This window comes from Proteus sp. G2609, assembly GCF_963896135.1.
Lineage (GTDB): Bacteria > Pseudomonadota > Gammaproteobacteria > Enterobacterales > Enterobacteriaceae > Proteus > Proteus mirabilis.
On record NZ_CAWQNB010000004.1, the window covers coordinates 33,490 to 52,390 of the forward strand.

General features: G+C 39.6%; 21 protein-coding genes. 7 read left to right on the top strand and 14 right to left on the bottom strand.

What is annotated here, in order from left to right; all coding sequences use genetic code 11:
- Positions 1-17: 17 nt before the first annotated feature.
- Both ftsH and rlmE read right to left on the bottom strand, forming a co-directional pair.
- Positions 18-1,958 carry an ATP-dependent zinc metalloprotease FtsH gene (ftsH, locus tag AACV01_RS01390; RefSeq protein WP_004246243.1) on the bottom strand — a complete coding sequence of 647 codons (1,941 nt, stop codon included), beginning with the start codon at positions 1,956-1,958 and terminating at the stop codon, positions 18-20.
- 56 nt (positions 1,959-2,014) lie between these two features.
- Entirely contained in the window at positions 2,015-2,644 is a 630-nt protein-coding gene (gene rlmE / locus AACV01_RS01395; RefSeq protein ID WP_004246244.1) for a 23S rRNA (uridine(2552)-2'-O)-methyltransferase RlmE, read from the bottom strand.
- A gap of 145 nt (positions 2,645-2,789) precedes the next feature.
- Here rlmE and yhbY point away from each other — a divergent pair, with 145 nt between their 5' ends.
- Positions 2,790-3,083, top strand: coding sequence for a ribosome assembly RNA-binding protein YhbY (gene yhbY, locus AACV01_RS01400; protein WP_012368729.1), 294 nt, complete (start codon positions 2,790-2,792; stop codon positions 3,081-3,083).
- 122 nt (positions 3,084-3,205) lie between these two features.
- On the opposite strand, the gene greA is transcribed toward yhbY, so the two are convergent.
- Entirely contained in the window at positions 3,206-3,682 is a 477-nt protein-coding gene (gene greA / locus AACV01_RS01405) for a transcription elongation factor GreA (RefSeq protein WP_004249606.1), read from the bottom strand.
- A 413-nt stretch (positions 3,683-4,095) separates the two neighbouring features.
- On the opposite strand from greA, the gene dacB reads away from it, so the two are divergent.
- Complete coding sequence (gene dacB, locus AACV01_RS01410) at positions 4,096-5,538, top strand: serine-type D-Ala-D-Ala carboxypeptidase (RefSeq protein WP_004246248.1); 1,443 nt, start codon at positions 4,096-4,098, stop codon at positions 5,536-5,538.
- A 110-nt stretch (positions 5,539-5,648) separates the two neighbouring features.
- Here the strand turns inward: dacB and cgtA are convergent, their stop codons facing one another.
- The 3 genes from cgtA to rplU form a co-directional block, all read right to left on the bottom strand.
- Positions 5,649-6,818, bottom strand: coding sequence for an Obg family GTPase CgtA (cgtA, locus tag AACV01_RS01415; RefSeq protein ID WP_004253016.1), 1,170 nt, complete (start codon positions 6,816-6,818; stop codon positions 5,649-5,651).
- Between the two features lie 131 nt (positions 6,819-6,949).
- Positions 6,950-7,207: a 50S ribosomal protein L27 gene (rpmA, locus tag AACV01_RS01420; RefSeq protein WP_004246250.1), complete on the bottom strand. Its 258-nt coding sequence runs from the start codon at positions 7,205-7,207 to the stop codon at positions 6,950-6,952.
- Positions 7,208-7,226: 19 nt separating this feature from the next.
- Positions 7,227-7,535 (bottom strand): 50S ribosomal protein L21, encoded by a 309-nt coding sequence (rplU, locus tag AACV01_RS01425; protein ID WP_004246251.1) that lies wholly within the window; start codon positions 7,533-7,535, stop codon positions 7,227-7,229.
- A 262-nt stretch (positions 7,536-7,797) separates the two neighbouring features.
- Between rplU and ispB the strand changes: the two genes are divergently transcribed.
- Complete coding sequence (gene ispB, locus AACV01_RS01430) at positions 7,798-8,769, top strand: octaprenyl diphosphate synthase (RefSeq protein WP_004246252.1); 972 nt, start codon at positions 7,798-7,800, stop codon at positions 8,767-8,769.
- A gap of 46 nt (positions 8,770-8,815) precedes the next feature.
- On the opposite strand, the gene AACV01_RS01435 is transcribed toward ispB, so the two are convergent.
- Positions 8,816-9,232, bottom strand: a complete 417-nt coding sequence (locus AACV01_RS01435; RefSeq protein WP_004246253.1) for a DNA-binding protein — start codon at positions 9,230-9,232, stop codon at positions 8,816-8,818.
- A gap of 78 nt (positions 9,233-9,310) precedes the next feature.
- Positions 9,311-9,658 (bottom strand): DNA-binding protein, encoded by a 348-nt coding sequence (locus tag AACV01_RS01440; RefSeq protein WP_004246254.1) that lies wholly within the window; start codon positions 9,656-9,658, stop codon positions 9,311-9,313.
- A 185-nt stretch (positions 9,659-9,843) separates the two neighbouring features.
- On the opposite strand from AACV01_RS01440, the gene AACV01_RS01445 reads away from it, so the two are divergent.
- Positions 9,844-10,110 (top strand): helix-turn-helix domain-containing protein, encoded by a 267-nt coding sequence (locus AACV01_RS01445; RefSeq protein WP_004246255.1) that lies wholly within the window; start codon positions 9,844-9,846, stop codon positions 10,108-10,110.
- Positions 10,111-10,210: 100 nt separating this feature from the next.
- Here AACV01_RS01445 and mdh read toward each other — a convergent pair whose 3' ends face one another.
- Positions 10,211-11,149 (bottom strand): malate dehydrogenase, encoded by a 939-nt coding sequence (gene mdh, locus AACV01_RS01450; protein WP_004246256.1) that lies wholly within the window; start codon positions 11,147-11,149, stop codon positions 10,211-10,213.
- Positions 11,150-11,599: 450 nt separating this feature from the next.
- Here mdh and argR point away from each other — a divergent pair, with 450 nt between their 5' ends.
- Positions 11,600-12,070, top strand: a complete 471-nt coding sequence (gene argR / locus AACV01_RS01455) for a transcriptional regulator ArgR (protein ID WP_004246257.1) — start codon at positions 11,600-11,602, stop codon at positions 12,068-12,070.
- A 68-nt stretch (positions 12,071-12,138) separates the two neighbouring features.
- Here argR and mpl read toward each other — a convergent pair whose 3' ends face one another.
- A complete protein-coding gene (gene mpl, locus AACV01_RS01460; protein WP_004246258.1) occupies positions 12,139-13,518 on the bottom strand; it encodes a UDP-N-acetylmuramate:L-alanyl-gamma-D-glutamyl-meso-diaminopimelate ligase in 1,380 nt (459 codons plus the stop codon).
- 165 nt (positions 13,519-13,683) lie between these two features.
- On the opposite strand from mpl, the gene fbp reads away from it, so the two are divergent.
- Complete coding sequence (gene fbp / locus AACV01_RS01465) at positions 13,684-14,691, top strand: class 1 fructose-bisphosphatase (RefSeq protein WP_004249610.1); 1,008 nt, start codon at positions 13,684-13,686, stop codon at positions 14,689-14,691.
- Positions 14,692-14,890: 199 nt separating this feature from the next.
- Positions 14,891-15,418, top strand: a complete 528-nt coding sequence (gene ppa, locus AACV01_RS01470; RefSeq protein ID WP_004246260.1) for an inorganic diphosphatase — start codon at positions 14,891-14,893, stop codon at positions 15,416-15,418.
- Between the two features lie 77 nt (positions 15,419-15,495).
- Here ppa and AACV01_RS01475 read toward each other — a convergent pair whose 3' ends face one another.
- The 4 genes from AACV01_RS01475 to AACV01_RS01490 all read right to left on the bottom strand — a co-directional run bounded on the left by AACV01_RS01475 (position 15,496) and on the right by AACV01_RS01490 (position 18,901).
- Positions 15,496-16,689, bottom strand: coding sequence for an MFS transporter (locus AACV01_RS01475; RefSeq protein ID WP_004253020.1), 1,194 nt, complete (start codon positions 16,687-16,689; stop codon positions 15,496-15,498).
- 8 nt (positions 16,690-16,697) lie between these two features.
- Positions 16,698-17,990 carry a dTDP-4-dehydrorhamnose 3,5-epimerase family protein gene (locus tag AACV01_RS01480; protein ID WP_161682327.1) on the bottom strand — a complete coding sequence of 431 codons (1,293 nt, stop codon included), beginning with the start codon at positions 17,988-17,990 and terminating at the stop codon, positions 16,698-16,700.
- 46 nt (positions 17,991-18,036) lie between these two features.
- On the bottom strand, positions 18,037-18,300 hold the full coding sequence (locus tag AACV01_RS01485) for an XRE family transcriptional regulator (RefSeq protein WP_161682329.1): 264 nt from the start codon (positions 18,298-18,300) through the stop codon (positions 18,037-18,039).
- A 253-nt stretch (positions 18,301-18,553) separates the two neighbouring features.
- Positions 18,554-18,901, bottom strand: coding sequence for a gamma-glutamylcyclotransferase family protein (locus AACV01_RS01490; RefSeq protein WP_004246264.1), 348 nt, complete (start codon positions 18,899-18,901; stop codon positions 18,554-18,556).

Sequence of the window (18,901 nt, forward strand, 5' to 3'; positions counted from 1 at the left end):
ATAGAACCCGATAAGGATTAATGAGTATTGTTATCAGAAGGTGTGTCACTCTCTGATCCTGACTTATTATTTGGCTCATTCGTCACATGTGTTTGTGTCGGCTGTGCTGTAGCGGTATTTGCACCACTATTGCCATTATTGCCTTCCCAACCTGCCGGTGGACGAACTTCACGACGATTCATTAAGTCATCAATTTGAGGTGCATCAATGGTTTCATAAGTCATTAATGCATCTTTCATTGAGTGCAGAATATCTAGGTTGTCCATCAGGATTTGACGAGCACGGGTATAGTTACGATCGATGATAGCTTTAATTTCTTCGTCGATAGTACGTGCTGTTTCATCTGACATATGTTGCGCTTTAGCAACTGAACGACCTAAGAACACCTCACCGTCTTCATCAGCATACAGTAATGGCCCTAATTTTTCAGAGAAGCCCCACTGTGTCACCATGTTACGCGCAATATTGGTTGCCACTTTGATATCATTAGAAGCCCCTGTCGAAACATGTTCAGGCCCATAAATGATCTCTTCCGCTAAACGACCACCATAAAGTGTTGAAATTTGGCTTTCCAGTTTTTGACGGCTGGCACTGATTTGGTCACCTTCAGGTAAGAAGAAAGTCACACCTAATGCACGTCCACGCGGGATAATCGTCACTTTATGTACCGGATCATGTTCAGGCACTAAACGACCAATAATGGCGTGTCCCGCTTCATGATAAGCCGTTGATGCTTTTTGTTCTTCGGTCATAACCATTGAACGGCGTTCAGCACCCATCATGATCTTATCTTTTGCTTTTTCGAACTCGACCATTGAAACAACACGTTTGTTACCGCGTGCGGCAAATAGTGCAGCTTCATTAACCAAGTTTGCCAAGTCAGCACCGGAGAAACCCGGAGTACCACGAGCAAGGATCGCAGGATCAACGTCTGGTGATAATGGCACTCGGCGCATATGCACTTTCAGAATTTGCTCACGACCACGAACATCTGGTAAACCTACGACGACTTGACGGTCAAAACGACCTGGACGTAATAATGCAGGGTCTAATACGTCAGGGCGGTTAGTTGCGGCAATCACGATGATACCTTCGTTGCCTTCAAAACCATCCATTTCGACCAGCATCTGGTTCAGCGTTTGTTCACGTTCATCATGACCACCGCCAAGACCGGCACCACGTTGACGACCAACCGCATCGATTTCATCGATAAAGATGATACAAGGTGCTGCTTTTTTAGCCTGTTCAAACATATCACGAACACGAGAAGCACCGACCCCGACAAACATTTCAACGAAGTCAGAACCAGAAATAGTAAAGAAAGGTACTTTTGCTTCACCAGCAATCGCTTTTGCTAATAATGTTTTACCCGTACCAGGAGGACCAACCATTAGGATACCTTTCGGAATTTTACCACCTAATTTCTGGAAACGACCCGGATCACGTAAATACTCAACTAGCTCGCTGACTTCTTCTTTGGCCTCATCACAACCTGCAACATCAGCAAAGGTTGTTTTGATTTGGTCTTCTGTCAACATGCGAGCCTTACTCTTACCAAAAGACATCGCACCTTTACCGCCACCACCTTGCATTTGGCGCATAAAGAAGATCCAAAGACCAATCAGTAAAAGCATTGGGAACCAAGACACAAAAATTTGTGTTAGAAGGCTTTGACCCTCAATGGGTTCACCGGTCACTTTTACATTACGGTTCATTAAAGTGGTCAGCAGGTTATCATCACGCATAGGCATATACGTGCTGTACTTTGAGTTATCTGTTTTAGTTACATTAATATCATAACCACTTATGCTGACCTCGCGTAACTGGTTATTAGTTAACTCATTGATAAAGGTAGAGTAATCCACCTTACGACTATTCGAATCGCTGGGTCCGAAGCTCTGGAATAATGACATCAATACGACTGCAATGACTAACCAGAGGATCAGGTTTTTCGCCATGTCACTCAAGGGATTAACCTCATATTACAACTGTGTTAACAAATAGCTTTAGGGTACTAAAGTTTACGCCCTGTGGCTACAATATATACCTCACGAGAACGAGACCGCGAAGCGTCTGGTTTACGAACTTTCACTTTCGTAAACAGGGAGCGTATTTGCCCCAGGTACTCATCAAAGCCTTCTCCCTGAAACACTTTGACAATAAAACTTCCCCCGGGAGCCAGCACATCACGACACATATCAAGCGCTAACTCTACTAAATACATGGATCGAGGAATATCGACCGCGGGTGTTCCGCTCATGTTTGGAGCCATGTCAGACATGACAACCTGGACTTTATTATCACCTACTCTATCAAGCAATGCCTTCAATACAAGTTCATCACGAAAATCGCCTTGAAGGAAATCGACACCAACGATAGGATCCATAGGTAAAAGGTCACATGCGATGATCCTACCTTTATTTCCTAACTGCTGTACGACATATTGAGACCACCCACCCGGAGCAGCACCTAAATCGACAACGGTCATACCTGGTTTGAAAATGTTATCACTTTGCTGAATTTCTTCCAATTTAAACCAAGCTCGAGAGCGAAACCCTTTTTTCTTTGCTTGTTGAACATATTTATCACTAAAATGTTCTTGTAACCAGCGGCTAGAGCTTGCCGAACGTTTTTTATTGGCCATTGCGTTTTCCAACTATCATACACTTAGCAATCAAAAATTTTACTTCTTCACTCATTTTACCGCATCTTGACGACATTTTATGGTGATAAATGAGAGATGGCGTTAGAATAGACCGTTTTCAATCCCAACTAAGCAAAAATTAATGATGACTCTTAACAAAAAACAAATTCAACACCTGAAAGGGCTCGCTCATCATCTCAATCCTGTCGTTATGATCGGTAACAACGGGTTAACTGAAGGCGTTCTTGCAGAAATTGAAATCGCTCTGGCACATCATGAGCTTATCAAAGTCAAAATCGCAGGCGAAGATCGAGATGTTAAAAACTTGATCGTGGCAGCGATTGTGCGTGAAAGCGGTGCACAGAATGTACAAGTTATCGGAAAAATGGTTGTTCTTTATCGCCCTTCTGAAGCGCGTAAAATTATTTTACCGAAATAAAACTTATACCTTTATATAAAAATGCCATAACTAACTCTATGGCAAAAAAGGCCTTTTCAGGCCTTTTTTAATATTACCACAGGATAGCATTCTAGTTTTCTATAGAAACGTAAAATTACAAATTAAATATATTCTACGTTTAAAACTTCATACTCTACTTGGCCGCCTGGGGTGTTAATGACCACCACATCATCTAACTCTTTACCAATCAATCCACGGGCAATCGGTGAGTTGACTGAAATTAAGTTTTCTTTAATGTTTGCTTCATCATCACCAACAATGCGGTATTTTTGTTCTTCTTCAGTATCCACATTGAGTAAAGTCACCGTGGCACCAAAAATAATACGTCCATTATTTGTCATTTTAGTGATATCAATGACTTGCGCATTTGATAATTTTGCTTCAATTTCTTGAATGCGGCCTTCACAGAAACCCTGTTGTTCACGAGCTGCGTGATATTCCGCGTTTTCTTTTAAGTCGCCATGTTCCCGTGCCTCAGCAATGGCCGCGGTAATTTCTGGGCGACGAACAGTTTTTAGATATTCCAGTTCTTCGCGTAATTTTTCTGCTCCGAGAACTGTCATAGGGATCTGATTCATGTGTTAATACCTCAATACTATTCCTAATAAAAAATAGGTATCATCCTGATTTTTTATACTAACAACACAGAGAAAAGGTTCTACTTTACTCTTCTCAAGACAAAAAAAGACACAGGCAGCCTTAATGAGGGCCTGTCCCTTTATATATTCGATGAATAGAAAATAATTGTAACTTTCTACCCTTTGGGTTGGGAAGTAGTAAAAACCTCCCTTATCTAAAGCTAAACTAAATCTAACACAAGAGGCCAATGGCTTCACGTCTTATTCTCGTTTTAAAAACAGGATAAGTAATATTTTCTGATAATCAGATAATCACACGTGTTACCGTTTACTTTTGCCCTCATTGCCCTTTAGTATTAGCCTCTGGCAATCAACACTATAGCGTTAAGCTTATAGTTACGGATAGAGAAATTATGCGCTTATTACCTATATTCCGCGGAATATTTTATACCTTGAGTCTGTTAAGCTTTTCAACCCTCGCCATTCCTGTTGAAAAATATATAGAACTTTTGCCTGATGGCACTCAAGTCGGTTTAATCACCCAAACTGTTGGCGCATCCTCCCCTAACCTAACTTATAATGATAATCAATTATCTTTGCCAGCCAGCACACAAAAAGTGGTCACAGCTTTAGCCGCCCTATTGCAATTAGGGGGCGATTATCAATTTACCACCACAATGGAAACGGAAGGTAAGATAAAAAACAATCAACTAGAGGGTGATTTAATTTTCCGTTTTAGTGGTGATCCTACGCTAACTCGCCAGCAATTACGAGCAATGGTTGCCGTATTAAAACAATCCGGCGTCACAAAAATAACGGGAAATTTATTAATTGATACCTCTGCTTTCTCCAGCCATGACAAAGCGCCGGGATGGGTTTGGAATGATATGACCCAATGCTTTAGTGCCCCACCAAGTGCCGCTATTGTAGATAAAAATTGTTTTTCCGTCTTACTGCAAAGTGGTCAAAAAGAAGGTGATATCGCCACCATACGTAAAGCGTCTTTTTATCCTGTCACGGTTTTAAGCGAAGTTGAAACCTATGAAAAAGGCTCAACACGAACCCGCTTTTGCGAATTAGACGTCACGGTGAGAGATTTAAATACTTATGTGATAACAGGCTGCATTCCTAAACGTGAAGAAGCCATGCCGCTGATGTTTTCCATTCAAGATGGTGCGCACTGGGCAGGTATACTGCTAAAAGAAGAGTTACAACGTGCAGATATTGAGCTGGACGGTTATGTCAAACGCCGCTCCCAACCTAAAGCCCCTGTTACTGTTTTAGCACAAACACAATCTAAACCGTTACACACTTTATTGACGACGATGTTAAAAGAGTCTGACAATATGATTGCAGATGCCGTATTTAGAACTATTGGTCGTGAATATTATGGTGTTGCTGGCACTTGGCGTTCAGGGGCGGATGCCACTCGTGCTATTTTAAAACAAAAAGCGGGCATTGATTTAGCTAATACAATTATGGTGGATGGATCTGGGCTTTCCCGCCATAACCTGATAGCCCCCGCAACCATGATGCAAGTATTACAATATGTCGGACAACATGATAGTGAGTTAAATTTTATCAGTATGCTTCCTCTTGCCGGTCATGATGGTACATTGCAATATCGTGGTGGTTTTACTGAAGCGGGCGTCAACGGTAAAGTTTCCGCTAAAACAGGCTCACTCAAGGGAGTGTATAATCTAGCTGGCTTTATGACGACAGCCAATGGACAGAAAGTAGCATTTGTACAATTTATTTCTGCCTACTCTCCGCCTACACAAAATCGCAATGCTGGACGCGCCTATTTGGTTCGTTTTGAAACGAATTTATATAAAGATATCTATAACAATAAATAGCACTATTATTTGTTAGAAAGTAAAAACGCCTGAAAATTCAGGCGTTTTTTATGTCTCGCTATCTGTATTTCTATACGATACCGAGACAACAATACCGATAAAAAGAGAGATTAGCGTTGGTAGATAAACTCTACACCATCATCATCTTCTTCATCCCAATCTTCGTCATCGTCTTCAAGGTCAGGATTTTCAAGTTGTTCTTTATGGTAGTCATCCCACATAAAATCAACTTTTTCTTCAGCGGCTAAAGCGGTAGCAATATCTTGCTCACGTGGGGTTACTTTCAGGAATTCCATAATATCCCAACAAAGTTTTTTCACCCCTTCTTGGTTGATAGCAGCAATCATATAATAATCACCTTCCCAACCCAACGCTTCAACTATCGCTTGTGCTTTCTGTTTTGCTTCATCGGCATCAAGCAGATCCACTTTATTGAAAACTAACCAACGTGGTTTTTGTGCCAATTTATCGCTGTATTTTTCTAATTCAGAAATAATGATTTTGGCATTTTCAACGGGATCAGAACCATCAATAGGATCGATGTCGATCAAATGCAATAATACACGGCAACGTTCTAAATGTTTCAGGAACTGGATCCCAAGACCCGCGCCATCAGCAGCCCCTTCGATCAGCCCCGGTATATCCGCAACGACAAAGCTTTGATGGCTGTCCATACGCACAACACCTAAGCTAGGTACTAGTGTAGTAAATGGATAATCTGCCACTTTTGGTTTGGCTGCCGAGACGGCTCGAATAAAGGTAGATTTACCGGCATTCGGCATACCTAACATACCTACATCCGCAAGTAGCATCAGCTCTAACAGTACTTCACGTGATTCACCCGGTGTACCCATTGTGCGTTGACGTGGTGCACGATTGACTGATGATTTAAAACGCGTATTCCCTAAACCATGGAAGCCACCTTTAGCGACCATTTGTTTTTGACCATGTACCGTTAAGTCAGCAATGATCTCACCTGTAGCAAGATCACGGGCACGCGTCCCCACAGGGACATTAATAGTAATATCTTGACCACGTTTTCCCGTACAATCACGGCTTTGGCCATTTTCACCACGCTCAGCGCGGTAAGATTTAGTAAAACGGTAATCGATAAGGGTGTTGAGGTTTTCGTCTGCAACCATGTAGACATCACCACCATCACCGCCATCACCACCGTCTGGTCCCCCTTTCGGGATATATTTTTCTCGACGAAAGCTTACACAGCCGTTACCACCGTCGCCAGCGACGATTAGGATCTTGGCCTCATCAACAAATTTCATGATTTTACTCCGTATGATAGCCATTAACGTGCTGGATGGCCGAAATTACCCAGAGATGGCCTTTTTTAAATATAAAAAGCCCCGCAACAGACTGTGCAGGGCTTTTAACTCGGTGTTTAAAGGACCGGTAATTATTCAGCTTCGATGCTGATAAATTTACGATTGTTTGGACCTTTAACTTCGAATTTAACTTTTCCGTCAGCTAACGCAAACAGGGTGTGGTCACGACCACAACCAACGTTAGTACCTGCATGGAACTTAGTACCACGTTGACGAACGATGATGCTACCTGCTAATACAGCTTCACCACCGAAACGTTTTACACCTAGACGTTTTGCTTCGGAATCGCGACCGTTACGAGTCGAGCCGCCAGCCTTTTTGTGTGCCATTAATCTGCTCTCCTAAACCTTAAGCGATACCAGTGATTTTAACATCAGTAAACCACTGACGGTGGCCCTGTTGTTTACGGCTGTGTTTACGACGACGGAACTTAACAATTTTAACTTTCTCGCCGCGACCGTGAGCAACCACTTCCGCTTTAACTTTAACGCCCTCAAGGATTGGAGCGCCAATTTGAATGTTGTCGCCATCAGCGACCATCATGACAGTGTCAAACTCAATAGTTTCGCCAGTTGCTACTTCAAGCTTTTCTAAGCGAATTGTTTGACCTTCGCTGACTCGGTGTTGTTTACCACCACTTTGGAAAACCGCGTACATATAAACTCCGCTTTCCGCACACTCCCAATATGTATAATTTGAGTGCACAATTAAAATATTCACATAGGGCGCGAATTCTACGCAAATTTAGTCGCGATGACAAGTATAGATCGCAAACAACCAGCAAAAAAAAGAGTTTTTTACACAATATTTATTTCAGCCATTTTTAAAGTACAATCTAAATTATAAGAGAGTAAAATCTATGGCATGATCATTTTTTATTAATTATAACGCGCTCATTGGCGAGCCAAAGTCGAAAAACATGAATTTAGAATCTATTATAAAACTCACATCCGCTGATATGGCTGCGGTAAATGACGCAATTCTTTACCAGCTTAATTCAGATGTTTCTTTGATAAACCAGCTTGGTTACTACATCATTAGCGGTGGTGGTAAAAGGATCCGCCCAATGATCGCTGTTCTGACCGGCCGAGCTTTGGATTATCAAGGGGACAAACATATCTCTGTCGCCGCTTTAATTGAATTTATTCATACCGCAACATTATTGCACGACGATGTTGTTGATGAATCCGATATGCGTAGAGGCAAACAAACAGCTAATGCTGTGTTTGGTAATGCTGCAAGCGTGCTGGTAGGTGACTTTATTTATACACGATCTTTTCAGATGATGACGGATCTTGATTCCATGCGCGTGCTAAAGCTGATGTCTAGCGCAACCAATGTCATCGCTGAAGGTGAAGTATTACAATTAATGAATTGTAACGATCCTGACATTACTGAAGATGACTATATGCAAGTTATCTACAGTAAAACCGCCCGTTTATTTGAAGCTGCCTCTCATGCGTCAGCCATCCTCTGCGGAGCCACTCCAGAGCAAGAGAAAGCTTTCCAAGATTATGGTCGTTATCTTGGTACCGCATTCCAGCTGATTGACGATTTACTGGATTATGATGCAGATAATACCCAATTAGGTAAAAATACCGGTGACGATCTGGATGAAGGTAAACCTACTTTGCCTTTACTTCATGCCATGCACCATGGTAACGAAACAGAATCACAACTCATTCGTCAAGCCATTGAAAAAGGTAACGGCCGTCATTTACTCGACACTGTGTTAAAAACGATGAAACAGTGTGGCTCACTGGAATATACCCGCCAAAAAGCGGAAGAAGAAGCCGATAAAGCCATTGAGGCGTTAGCGATTATTCCTGATTCATCTTACAAAGATGCATTAATTGGCCTTGCGCACGTTGCTGTGCAACGACAATCGTAATTTTCATACCTAAACCCCATAAAGTATGAGAAGCCCGTCAGAGCGACTATGTCGACTCTGGGGGGCTTTTTAATTTTTGAACCACTTCTTCATTTTCTCGTTCGATCTCTTCTTGATTGTCAGCATCAATATAGCTAATTAACTTAGCGAGACCTTCTCGTAAAACAAATTTTACGATTTTTTCACGCTCTGATTTTGTTAGCTGATAATAAGCTTCCACCCAGATAAGAAAGGCATCCTGACGCTTAGATAAATATTCTGCAGGAGGCTCATGCGCCGCTAACACGCTCACCACCTCTTCAGGGAGGCTTTTAACCGAGTACTCAACGGCTTTACCTTGTACTCCACGCTTACGGCGATTTTCCCATCCTTCACGGCGTGCCATTAAATTGACCCCTTGTGGAGAATTAGGTAACCCTGCAAGCCCTACTAATTCTTTTGCTGTATACCATTCTTTTTTCATGATCTCATCTCACATTCAACTAAGAGGTTAGTCAGATATCGGTTGCGGATAACGCAATAGCGCGTTCTTTAAAGTCGCTTAATCTTTGACGATCTTTTCTAAAAAACTTCTAATACCATCCCGCAAGATCAGCTCTGTTACTGTTTTTTGTTCACCATCATTAAGTTGTTGGAATGCTTTCACCCAGATAACGAGTGGCTCCTCTTTATTTAGTTTGTAATGTGCTAATGGTTCATAAAGCTCCAGAGCAATTAAAGTTTCTTCTGGTAAACAAGAGTAATGATATTCAACGCCATTTCCTTGTTTATTAGTTCTCTTTTGTTTTAACCAAGATTCACGTTTAGCTTTTGCATTTACACCTTGTGGTGATTTAGGTAATCCACCTATACCCGTCAATTCCATTGCCGTATACCACTCTTTTTTCATTACGTTTCTCTAAAATTGTTATCAACTTCAAAAAAGAAATTATTAAGAAAAAAATCAGAAATATTTTTAGAAAAATAATGTTATTTTATTTTCTAAATAATCAGTTTAATGCTTTTAAGCATTTCTAATAAACTGTTATTTATACCACTAACACAGCATTTAATTTTATAGAAAAAGGATTAAAAATGATTTCAAGGAAATCTGATTGGCATCCTGCCGATATTATTGCCGCACTCAGAAAACGAGGCACAACACTGGCAGCCATCTCTCGCCAAGCTGGTTTAAGCTCTTCAACACTGGCTAATGCACTGTCACGCCCTTGGCCAAAAGGTGAGAAAATCATTGCTGACTTTCTAGGTGTAGCGCCTTCGGAAATTTGGCCCAGTCGTTATTTTCATCCTGAAACAGGAGAATTACTTGAACGGAAGATACGCGACAAAACCAATAATTAACTAATAATTACATATATTATAATTAATAAAAAAAACCGCTGATACACTATCAGCGGTTTTTATTTAAATTTACATTATTTTAAAGCAAAAAAGTTATTTTTTATTTATTAATAAATTCTTCGCCAAGAATTATATCTTTTTTCAATACATCCAACATGCCATTAAGAGATTGTTTTTCAAAATCACTTAATTGACCGATTGGTAGATATTCTTCAACACCATTCTTACCTAAACGAACAGGTTGTGCAAAGAAACGGGCATGTTCACCATCGCCTTCGGTATAGGTGCACTCAATAACATCTTTTTCGCCATTTAAAGCACGGATCAATGAAAGACCAAAGCGCGCAGCTGCTTGTCCCATTGATAATGTGGCTGATCCGCCACCCGCTTTAGCTTCAACAACCTCAGTCCCCGCATTTTGAATACGTTTTGTTAATGCAGCAACTTCTTCATCAGTAAATGACACACCGGCTACTTGAGATAGCAAAGGAAGAATAGTGACACCTGAGTGTCCACCAATGACCGGAACATTCGTTGTTTGTGGATCTTTGCCTTTTAATTCAGCAACAAAAGTATTCGCACGGATAATATCCAGTGTTGTCACACCAAATAGGCGTTTTTTATCATAAACACCGGCTTTTTTCAGTACTTCAGCAGCGATAGCAACCGTAGTATTGACTGGATTAGTAATGATACCAATAAGCGCCTTAGGGCAGTTTTGTGCAACTTTTTCAATAAGATTACGCACGATCCCTGCATTTACATTGAAAAGATCAGAGCGATCCATACCCGGTTTACGGGCAACACCGGCAGAAATTAAAACAACATCTGCATCTTTTAATGCAGGAGAAGGATCTTCGCCAGCAAAACCTTTTACCCTTACTTGAGTAGGTATATGACTTAAGTCCGCTGCAACACCCGGTGTAACCGGAGCGATATCATATAAAGAGAGTTCACTACCAGCTGGAAGCTGATTTTTAAGAAGAAGTGCCAGTGCCTGACCAATACCACCCGCTGCACCGAGAACTGCTACTTTCATTCTGATACTCCTTAGTTTACGAGATAGTGGAACGCCTTTGATATACTCACTATTACGCAACACACCTAGTAAAGAAAACAATTATTTAACAGCTATATTGCATAATAAGGCATTTGTAGTAAAAAATAATACTTCGGTTATTCTAAACAAATTGCTTATCTGTTAATGAGATAGCGGGCACTCTTTTGAGAAATAATTCCAATAAATATCACTAAGAGCTAAACGCGCTATCTCATATTGCATAATCATTTAAGATTATCATTTAGTTAACAAATTATTTACCTAATCAAGATTATCGCATTCAATATCGAGAAATAAAACTTTTTTGAGTTAACACACAAAAACACACATCAACCAAGAAGAGAAACAAGATTAACGGAGCTAATGTTGCATAAAAATTCACTTCTCTGCATAATGTGCGAGTTATTGATAACTCACTAAAGGTGAACTATGCGCACTCCTTCTAAGCAAGAAGACTTGGTTAAAGCATTTAAAGCCCTGCTGAAAGAAGAAAAATTCAGTTCACAAGGCGAGATTGTAACTGCATTACAAGAAGCTGGTTTTGATAATATTAACCAGTCTAAAATCTCTCGTATGCTAACAAAATTTGGCGCAGTAAGAACGCGTAATGCCAAAATGGAGATGGTTTACTGCCTGCCAACAGAACTTGGTGTACCTACAGCAAGTAGCCCATTGAAAAATTTGGTACTTGATATTGACCATAACCACTCAGTAGTGGTTATTAGAACCAGCCCCGGTGCCGCACAGCTTATTGCACGTTTATTAGATTCTTTAGGTAAAGCAGAAGGGATCCTCGGAAGTATCGCTGGTGATGACACTATTTTTTCTACACCCGCGCCAGGATTCTCAACAGAAGAACTACGAGATGCGATTTTAAACCTATTTGATCAGGAATTATAAATAGCGACTTCAGGAAAATAGGTCATAAACAGTAAGCCACTGAAATTTCAGTGGCTTACTTATTTAAATTAATATTGATCCACAGATGATTTTGGTGTGGCTAATTTCGCCAGGAGTTTTTCATGTATACCACCAAAGCCACCATTGCTCATGATCAAAATATGATCACCCGGTTTAGCTTCTTTAGCAACCATCTCCACTAATGTATCAATATCCGTGCTCCAACGAGCAGGCTGTACACACTTCTCAGCAATATCACTGACTAACCATTGAATGTTAGGTGGCTGAAATAAGAAAACTTCATCAGCACGTCCCAATGCCGGGGCGATATCATCTTTACTGATCCCCATCTTCATCGTATTAGAGCGAGGTTCTAATACCGCAATAATACGTGCTGTTCCGCCAACTTTACTACGTAGCGCTTCAAGGGTTGCTAAAATCGCCGTCGGATGATGGGCAAAGTCATCATAAACACTCACTTGATTTACTTCACCCCGTAACTCTAAACGACGACGGGCGTTAATAAATTTATTGAGTGCTGCGCATGCATCTACCGGTAATACACCAACGTGGTGAGCTGCCACAATGGCCATTAAGCCATTTTGCATATTGTGTTCACCCGAAAGTCCCCAACAAACCTCACCGACTTGCTCACCTTTATGGAACACTGCAAAGTGGCTACTGTCATTACTGATCTTTTTCGCCTGCCAATCACCCGTCTCACCGGTGTACTCTTCCTCACTCCAACATCCCATACCAATGGTCTGTTTTAAGTTCAGATCGTTATCAGGCATGATAATTTTGCCACTGCCCGGCACAATACGGACTAAATGATGAAACTGTTTTTGAATCGCCGTTAAATCATCAAAAATATCCGCGTGATCGAATTCCAGATTATTTAAGATAAGCGTACGTGGCGAGTAATGAACAAATTTAGAACGTTTATCAAAGAAAGCACTGTCATACTCATCAGCTTCAATAACAAAAAACGGGCTTTCCCCCAATTGTGCTGAAACTTGAAAGTTACCCGGCACACCACCAATTAAAAAACCAGGTTGATAACCACAATCTTCTAAAATCCAAGCCAGCATACCTGCCGTAGTCGTTTTACCATGGGTACCCGCAACGGCCAAAACCCAACGCTCAGGCAAAATATAGTCATGTAACCATTGTGGCCCTGATGTGTAAGGCAATCCTTTTTCAAGTACCGCTTCAACACAAGGATTCCCTCGAGTCATCGCATTGCCAATAATCACCATGTCAGGAGCAGGTTCTAATTGTTGTGGATCATAACCTTCGATTAGCTCAATGCCTTGATTTTCCAATAATGTGCTCATTGGAGGATAAACATTTGCATCAGAGCCAGTTACTTTATGCCCTTTCGCTCGAGCTAAGATGGCAAGACTTCCCATAAAGGTGCCACAAATACCAAGAATATGAATGTGCATGAATTTCTTTCCAATAGCATGAAGTTGGTCACTATTCTAACCATCAAAAAGCAGATTAGAAACGGATTAACCTTTGAATCATGCGATTCTTTGGATAAACTTGCCACTAATAAGGAAACTTTTTTCCTTTTTATATTTTATCCATTCACATTCAGGACCCACGTCATGAAAACATTAGGCGAATTTATCGTCGAGAAACAACAAGATTTTCCCCATGCAACTGGCGAATTAACGGCATTACTGTCAGCCATTAAGCTTGGGGCTAAAATTATTCACCGTGATATTAATAAAGCTGGGTTAGTCGATATTCTTGGCACTAACGGTGTTTCTAATGTTCAAGGTGAAGCCCAGATGAAACTGGATCTTTACGCGAATGAGAAACTAAAAGCAGCACTTAAAGCTCGTGGTGAAGTTGCGGGGATCGGTTCGGAAGAAGAAGACGATATCGTTATCTTTGAAGGTGATCGTGCGGAAAATGCCAAGTATGTGGTATTAATGGATCCATTGGATGGTTCTTCTAATATCGATGTAAACGTTTCCGTTGGTACTATTTTCTCTATTTACCACCGTATTACGCCTATTGGCCAACCTGTGACACTAGATGATTTCCTGCAACCCGGTAATCGCCAAGTTGCTGCGGGTTATGTCGTTTATGGCTCATCTACTATGTTGGTTTACACTACCGGTTGTGGTGTACATGCCTTTACTTACGATCCTTCTTTAGGGGTTTTCTGTTTATCTCACGAAAGTGTTCATTTTCCGCCTACCGGAAATATGTATTCAATCAATGAAGGTAACTACATTAAATTCCCATTAGGGGTAAAAAAATACATCAAGTATTGCCAAGAGCAGGATGCAGCGACTAACCGTCCTTATACAACTCGCTATATTGGCTCTTTGGTTGCGGATTTCCATCGTAACTTGCTCAAAGGGGGGATTTATATTTACCCAAGTACGGCAAGTCATCCAAATGGTAAATTACGCTTACTTTATGAATGCAACCCAATGGCATTCCTCGCGGAACAAGCGGGTGGTAAAGCCAGTAATGGTAAAGATCGTATTTTAGATATCAAACCAACAGAGTTGCACCAACGCATGCCATTCTTTGTGGGTACTAAAGCGATGGTCGAACAAGCAGAAGCATTTATGGCTCAATATCCAGACGAAGAATAAATTTTCTTTTTGTCAGGATATAGTTAAACCGGGCTTAATTAACGCGTCCGGTTTTTTCATCTCTCAAAATAGCTAATTCGTGTATTTGTTGCTTATTTTTACCTCAAAAGGCAACCTGTACGGCAAAAAACGGGTATTGTTAAAAACTTTTCGCTATACTACGAGCCACGTCAAATTAATTTTTCATAGGAAATTTTTTATGAGCCTGAATCATGTTCCTGCTGGTAAAGAACTACCAGAAGATATCTATGTTGTTATTGAAATTCCAGCCAATGCTGATCCAATCAAATACGAAGTTGATAAAGAAAGTGGTGCACTGTTCGTTGACCGTTTTATGTCAACAGCGATGTTCTACCCATGCAACTACGGTTACATCAACAACACATTATCTTTAGATGGTGATCCAGTAGACGTTCTGGTTCCAACTCCATACCCATTACAACCAGGTTCAGTCATTCGTTGCCGTCCTGTTGGCGTACTGAAAATGACTGATGAATCAGGTGAAGATGCAAAACTGGTTGCTGTACCACACACTAAACTAAGTAAAGAATACGATCATATTAAAGATGTGAACGATCTACCTGAATTATTAAAAGCTCAAATCAAACACTTCTTCGAACATTACAAAGATTTAGAATCTGGTAAATGGGTAAAAGTTGATGGTTGGGAAGGCGTAGAAGCGGCTAAAGCTGAAATTCTGTCTTCTTTTGAACGCGCAAAAAAATAATTCTGTGTCATTAGAATTAGCGTTGCTAAGTAATCCATTGGTTGCTTAGCAAAAATAAGCCCACTTCAAATGTGGGCTTATTTTATGATTATCTCTTTTTTATGGTTTAACCGCATAATAAGCATTACGCCACTCACCAAGGTGATCGCCATAGCGATTATCATCAATATATATACTGTCGAAATATTCCCTGTAGAGAAAAAGAGCAATCCCCCAACAATGGGCAAAATCAGTTGATTAAACAAAATAATCAGTGAGGAAATGCTAGCTAATTGTGTCACAGGAATAATTTCTATTCTTAACATCCGTAAAATATTCCCTGAAAAAACCTTACCAATAATGGATAGGGCATAAAAGAGAATAAAAGCCGTGATATCATGTTGAAAAATAACCAATAGAAAAGAACTTATTGTGATGATACAAATTGATAGAGACATTAATAATTTTCGATTTAAATAATGGGTTAGATAACCATATAAATAAGTTCCTATCACGCCACAGATCCCCGCAGAAATATCAATAAAGCCATAATATTTAATGGGTAAATTCATCGATTGGTCGATCAACGCCGCCCCACTCGACTCAATTAATCCATCAAACATATTATTGCCGATAGCAATTAAAATAGAAAAAACCAAAATAGGAGACGTAAAAATCACCACTATCCTTTTCGTCACCTGTAATGTCTCTGTTAGGCTATGTAACTGAGTGGCAGATTGGCGCTGTTTTGGTACTAGGTAAAAGAACAAAAAGAACACGGCGTTAATGAAATAAAATAGACAGGGAATAATCAGTAAATAATGGTAACCATAATCAATAAATAACATGCCGATTAATGGGCCAATGATCATGCCCAAAAAATCCATTCGAGACATTATATTAATATGATGTTCTTTATGGCGACTCATCAAGGCAATAATTTTTTCATATGAAATCAGTGTCTGTGAATTACCAATAGATATTAAGCTACCCACTAATCCAAAACTAATTGCAATAACTAAATCAGAGGAAAAATCTACTATTAATAAAAATAAACAACCGATAATTTTACAGCTATCGGAAATAACAGAAACAGGACGGACACCTAGACCATCAATATATTGACCAATAAGCGGTATTAAAAAAATACGTGGTAACCACCATAAAGCGTATGTCAATCCTGCATATTCAATGCTTGTTGTTAATTGATAAACAATAACAGGTGTCAAAAAAACCATTAGACCATCTGCACTTAATACCAAAAAAAGCATATAGAAAAAGACAATACGCATAATAGAGGTTACACCTTTTCTTTAATTAATACTTTAATAGGCTGATTATTTTCATCATAAACAATAATCGATTTTGGGGTATGATGGGTGGGCTTATGTTTCATTAACGCTTGTTGTTTAGAAACAAGAAATTGATAATAGGTTAAATCTGCTGCTATTTTATTAACACGATAAGCTTGATAATTTTTATTAGCGATTTTCCAATCAATCACGTCATGACCCGGAATATATTCTTTTTCTTCGTCCAAATAGATAACAGGTCGATTGACAGTAATGATATTCGCCATATTAAATAAGGCATGGGCAACACCACAGGGGATCACTAACTCAATATTGGGTGCCGGATCAAAAACCATTTCATCTTCATAAAATAGCGTAGGCGAATCTTCACGCATATCCACCAGCTTAATAGTGATTTTACCCGAGGTATTTCCTAAAAAAGTTAAATGATCTTCTTGCCCTAAATGTAATCCATAAGAGTCGAAATCATAAGCCTCCTGACCATGTTCAACTAGATACATAGGGGATTGTCGCGTTAATGGGACAATGCCACTCTCTTTGCCCGTATGCAGGGTCGCCATTTCACGAAATTCAACACCTAAAATAGTGGATGTAGGTAATGATTGTTTTTGAATATCGGCAATTTTCTCTCGCAACCTTACATTAATTTCATCGCCATTATCTAAGCGAATTTTACGAGTTTCAGAGTGTAAAAATCGATGTTGGCTTAACCACTGCTGTTGTATCTCAGCAACTCGATAGTAGACCAGCGCCGAAGCTTCTTCTGTCATCGGCTCATAGCCTTCAATCTCATTAATATCGATATCTTCCGGTAAATTTATCACATCATTATTAGGTGACCAGTTTAATGTTTCACTTGCTAATTGCTCGATAGTAGGTAAAAAAAGAGAGTAGCTATTTAAGGTAAAAACATTTTCTAGATGGGAAAAAGTATGAGCAACTCCAGGGGGAATAATAAGTGTTCTTGCGGATGATGGGGTTATCTCCAAACTTAATTCTGATTTAAATGTCGGTGAGTTTTTACGACAATCAATAAATTTAGCCAGTATCTTTTGTTTTTTATCACCTAAAAAGGTGAGTGTATCTTGCTGGCCAAGATGAATGCCATACTGCCCATATTTAAATTCGCTTTTACCGTGATAAACAATATTAATAGGATAGGTTGTTGCGAAAGGAATAACATAAGACTGATGTTTTCCATTATTCACTCGCCAGCGTTTAATCCAATGTAATCCGACAATATTAATATCTTTATTAAGTTCATTAATATCCTTATTCACTATTGTCTCCTTTTATTTAAAAAGCAGCCTTACGGCTGCTTATTGATTAAAGACTGACGACTTCGATATCATAACCAAGTGACTTCGCACTTTTTAGTAACGCATCTAAGCTAGTGGTGTTTAATTTTAAATACTTATCATCAGCAGGTGCATTTTTAATACCTGCAAGATAAGCTAATTTATCTAATGCTTCTGTTGCAACAGTTTTAGTTTGTAGCATCATATCCGTAAAACGACGATTGACTATATTATGTTTTACATCTTTTGGCGGATTATTATAAAGTTGAGTAATATCGTTTAATTTGTCCATAAATTACCTTATTTCGCTATTTAATAATAAGTCGTTATCTCTTTCCTTCTTAAGCAAAACTGTTTTAACACTGAAGTTATTTTTCTGTCAATCCGCTCTACCATTAATTATTTTCATATCAATTTAGATAAAAAACGAAGTAATAATTATTTATTTAAATTTTAAAATATAAATACTAATTTTAGTAAAAATAAAAAAGCTCGATATATATCGAGCTTTTTTAATCATTATTGAGTCAGCTTTCGTAAGCCTATTACTCTTCTTCGTGGCGTTTTAGCCAATCTCCACTTTTGATTTCTCGCAACCCATCAACTGGCTTTTGATAAAGATAGATCCAAGCACTACCATAAGGTGTTGATATCAACTGACGCTTGTAATCTTGATCATTTTTTTTCAGTTCATCAAGCTCCGTCAAAATGGAAGGCGTGATCCGATAAACTTCACATTCTATTTCACCATCACCTTCAACCACAGCAGGATAAAACCCTAAATCATAGAGTTTATACCCCGCTAATTTATACTCACCTAATAGCTGTGCGTAGGTCATCCAGTGATGGTTACCCTGATTTCGCCGTAAACTTCCATAAACAATAATTCGCAT

Coding starts and splice junctions, on each gene's coding strand:
- rplU (WP_004246251.1), bottom strand. CDS start 7,535: ATGTACGCGGTTTTCCAAAGTGGTGGTAAACAACACCGAGTCAGCGAA.
- mpl (WP_004246258.1), bottom strand. CDS start 13,518: ATGCACATTCATATTCTTGGTATTTGTGGCACCTTTATGGGAAGTCTT.
- ftsH (WP_004246243.1), bottom strand. CDS start 1,958: ATGGCGAAAAACCTGATCCTCTGGTTAGTCATTGCAGTCGTATTGATG.
- mdh (WP_004246256.1), bottom strand. CDS start 11,149: ATGAAAGTAGCAGTTCTCGGTGCAGCGGGTGGTATTGGTCAGGCACTG.
- ispB (WP_004246252.1), top strand. CDS start 7,798: ATGAATTTAGAATCTATTATAAAACTCACATCCGCTGATATGGCTGCG.
- AACV01_RS01475 (WP_004253020.1), bottom strand. CDS start 16,689: ATGCGTATTGTCTTTTTCTATATGCTTTTTTTGGTATTAAGTGCAGAT.
- greA (WP_004249606.1), bottom strand. CDS start 3,682: ATGAATCAGATCCCTATGACAGTTCTCGGAGCAGAAAAATTACGCGAA.
- AACV01_RS01435 (WP_004246253.1), bottom strand. CDS start 9,232: ATGAAAAAAGAATGGTATACAGCAAAAGAATTAGTAGGGCTTGCAGGG.
- ppa (WP_004246260.1), top strand. CDS start 14,891: ATGAGCCTGAATCATGTTCCTGCTGGTAAAGAACTACCAGAAGATATC.
- AACV01_RS01440 (WP_004246254.1), bottom strand. CDS start 9,658: ATGAAAAAAGAGTGGTATACGGCAATGGAATTGACGGGTATAGGTGGA.
- AACV01_RS01490 (WP_004246264.1), bottom strand. CDS start 18,901: ATGCGAATTATTGTTTATGGAAGTTTACGGCGAAATCAGGGTAACCAT.
- argR (WP_004246257.1), top strand. CDS start 11,600: ATGCGCACTCCTTCTAAGCAAGAAGACTTGGTTAAAGCATTTAAAGCC.
- fbp (WP_004249610.1), top strand. CDS start 13,684: ATGAAAACATTAGGCGAATTTATCGTCGAGAAACAACAAGATTTTCCC.
- rpmA (WP_004246250.1), bottom strand. CDS start 7,207: ATGGCACACAAAAAGGCTGGCGGCTCGACTCGTAACGGTCGCGATTCC.
- AACV01_RS01485 (WP_161682329.1), bottom strand. CDS start 18,300: ATGGACAAATTAAACGATATTACTCAACTTTATAATAATCCGCCAAAA.
- dacB (WP_004246248.1), top strand. CDS start 4,096: ATGCGCTTATTACCTATATTCCGCGGAATATTTTATACCTTGAGTCTG.
- AACV01_RS01445 (WP_004246255.1), top strand. CDS start 9,844: ATGATTTCAAGGAAATCTGATTGGCATCCTGCCGATATTATTGCCGCA.
- cgtA (WP_004253016.1), bottom strand. CDS start 6,818: ATGAAATTTGTTGATGAGGCCAAGATCCTAATCGTCGCTGGCGACGGT.
- rlmE (WP_004246244.1), bottom strand. CDS start 2,644: ATGGCCAATAAAAAACGTTCGGCAAGCTCTAGCCGCTGGTTACAAGAA.
- yhbY (WP_012368729.1), top strand. CDS start 2,790: ATGACTCTTAACAAAAAACAAATTCAACACCTGAAAGGGCTCGCTCAT.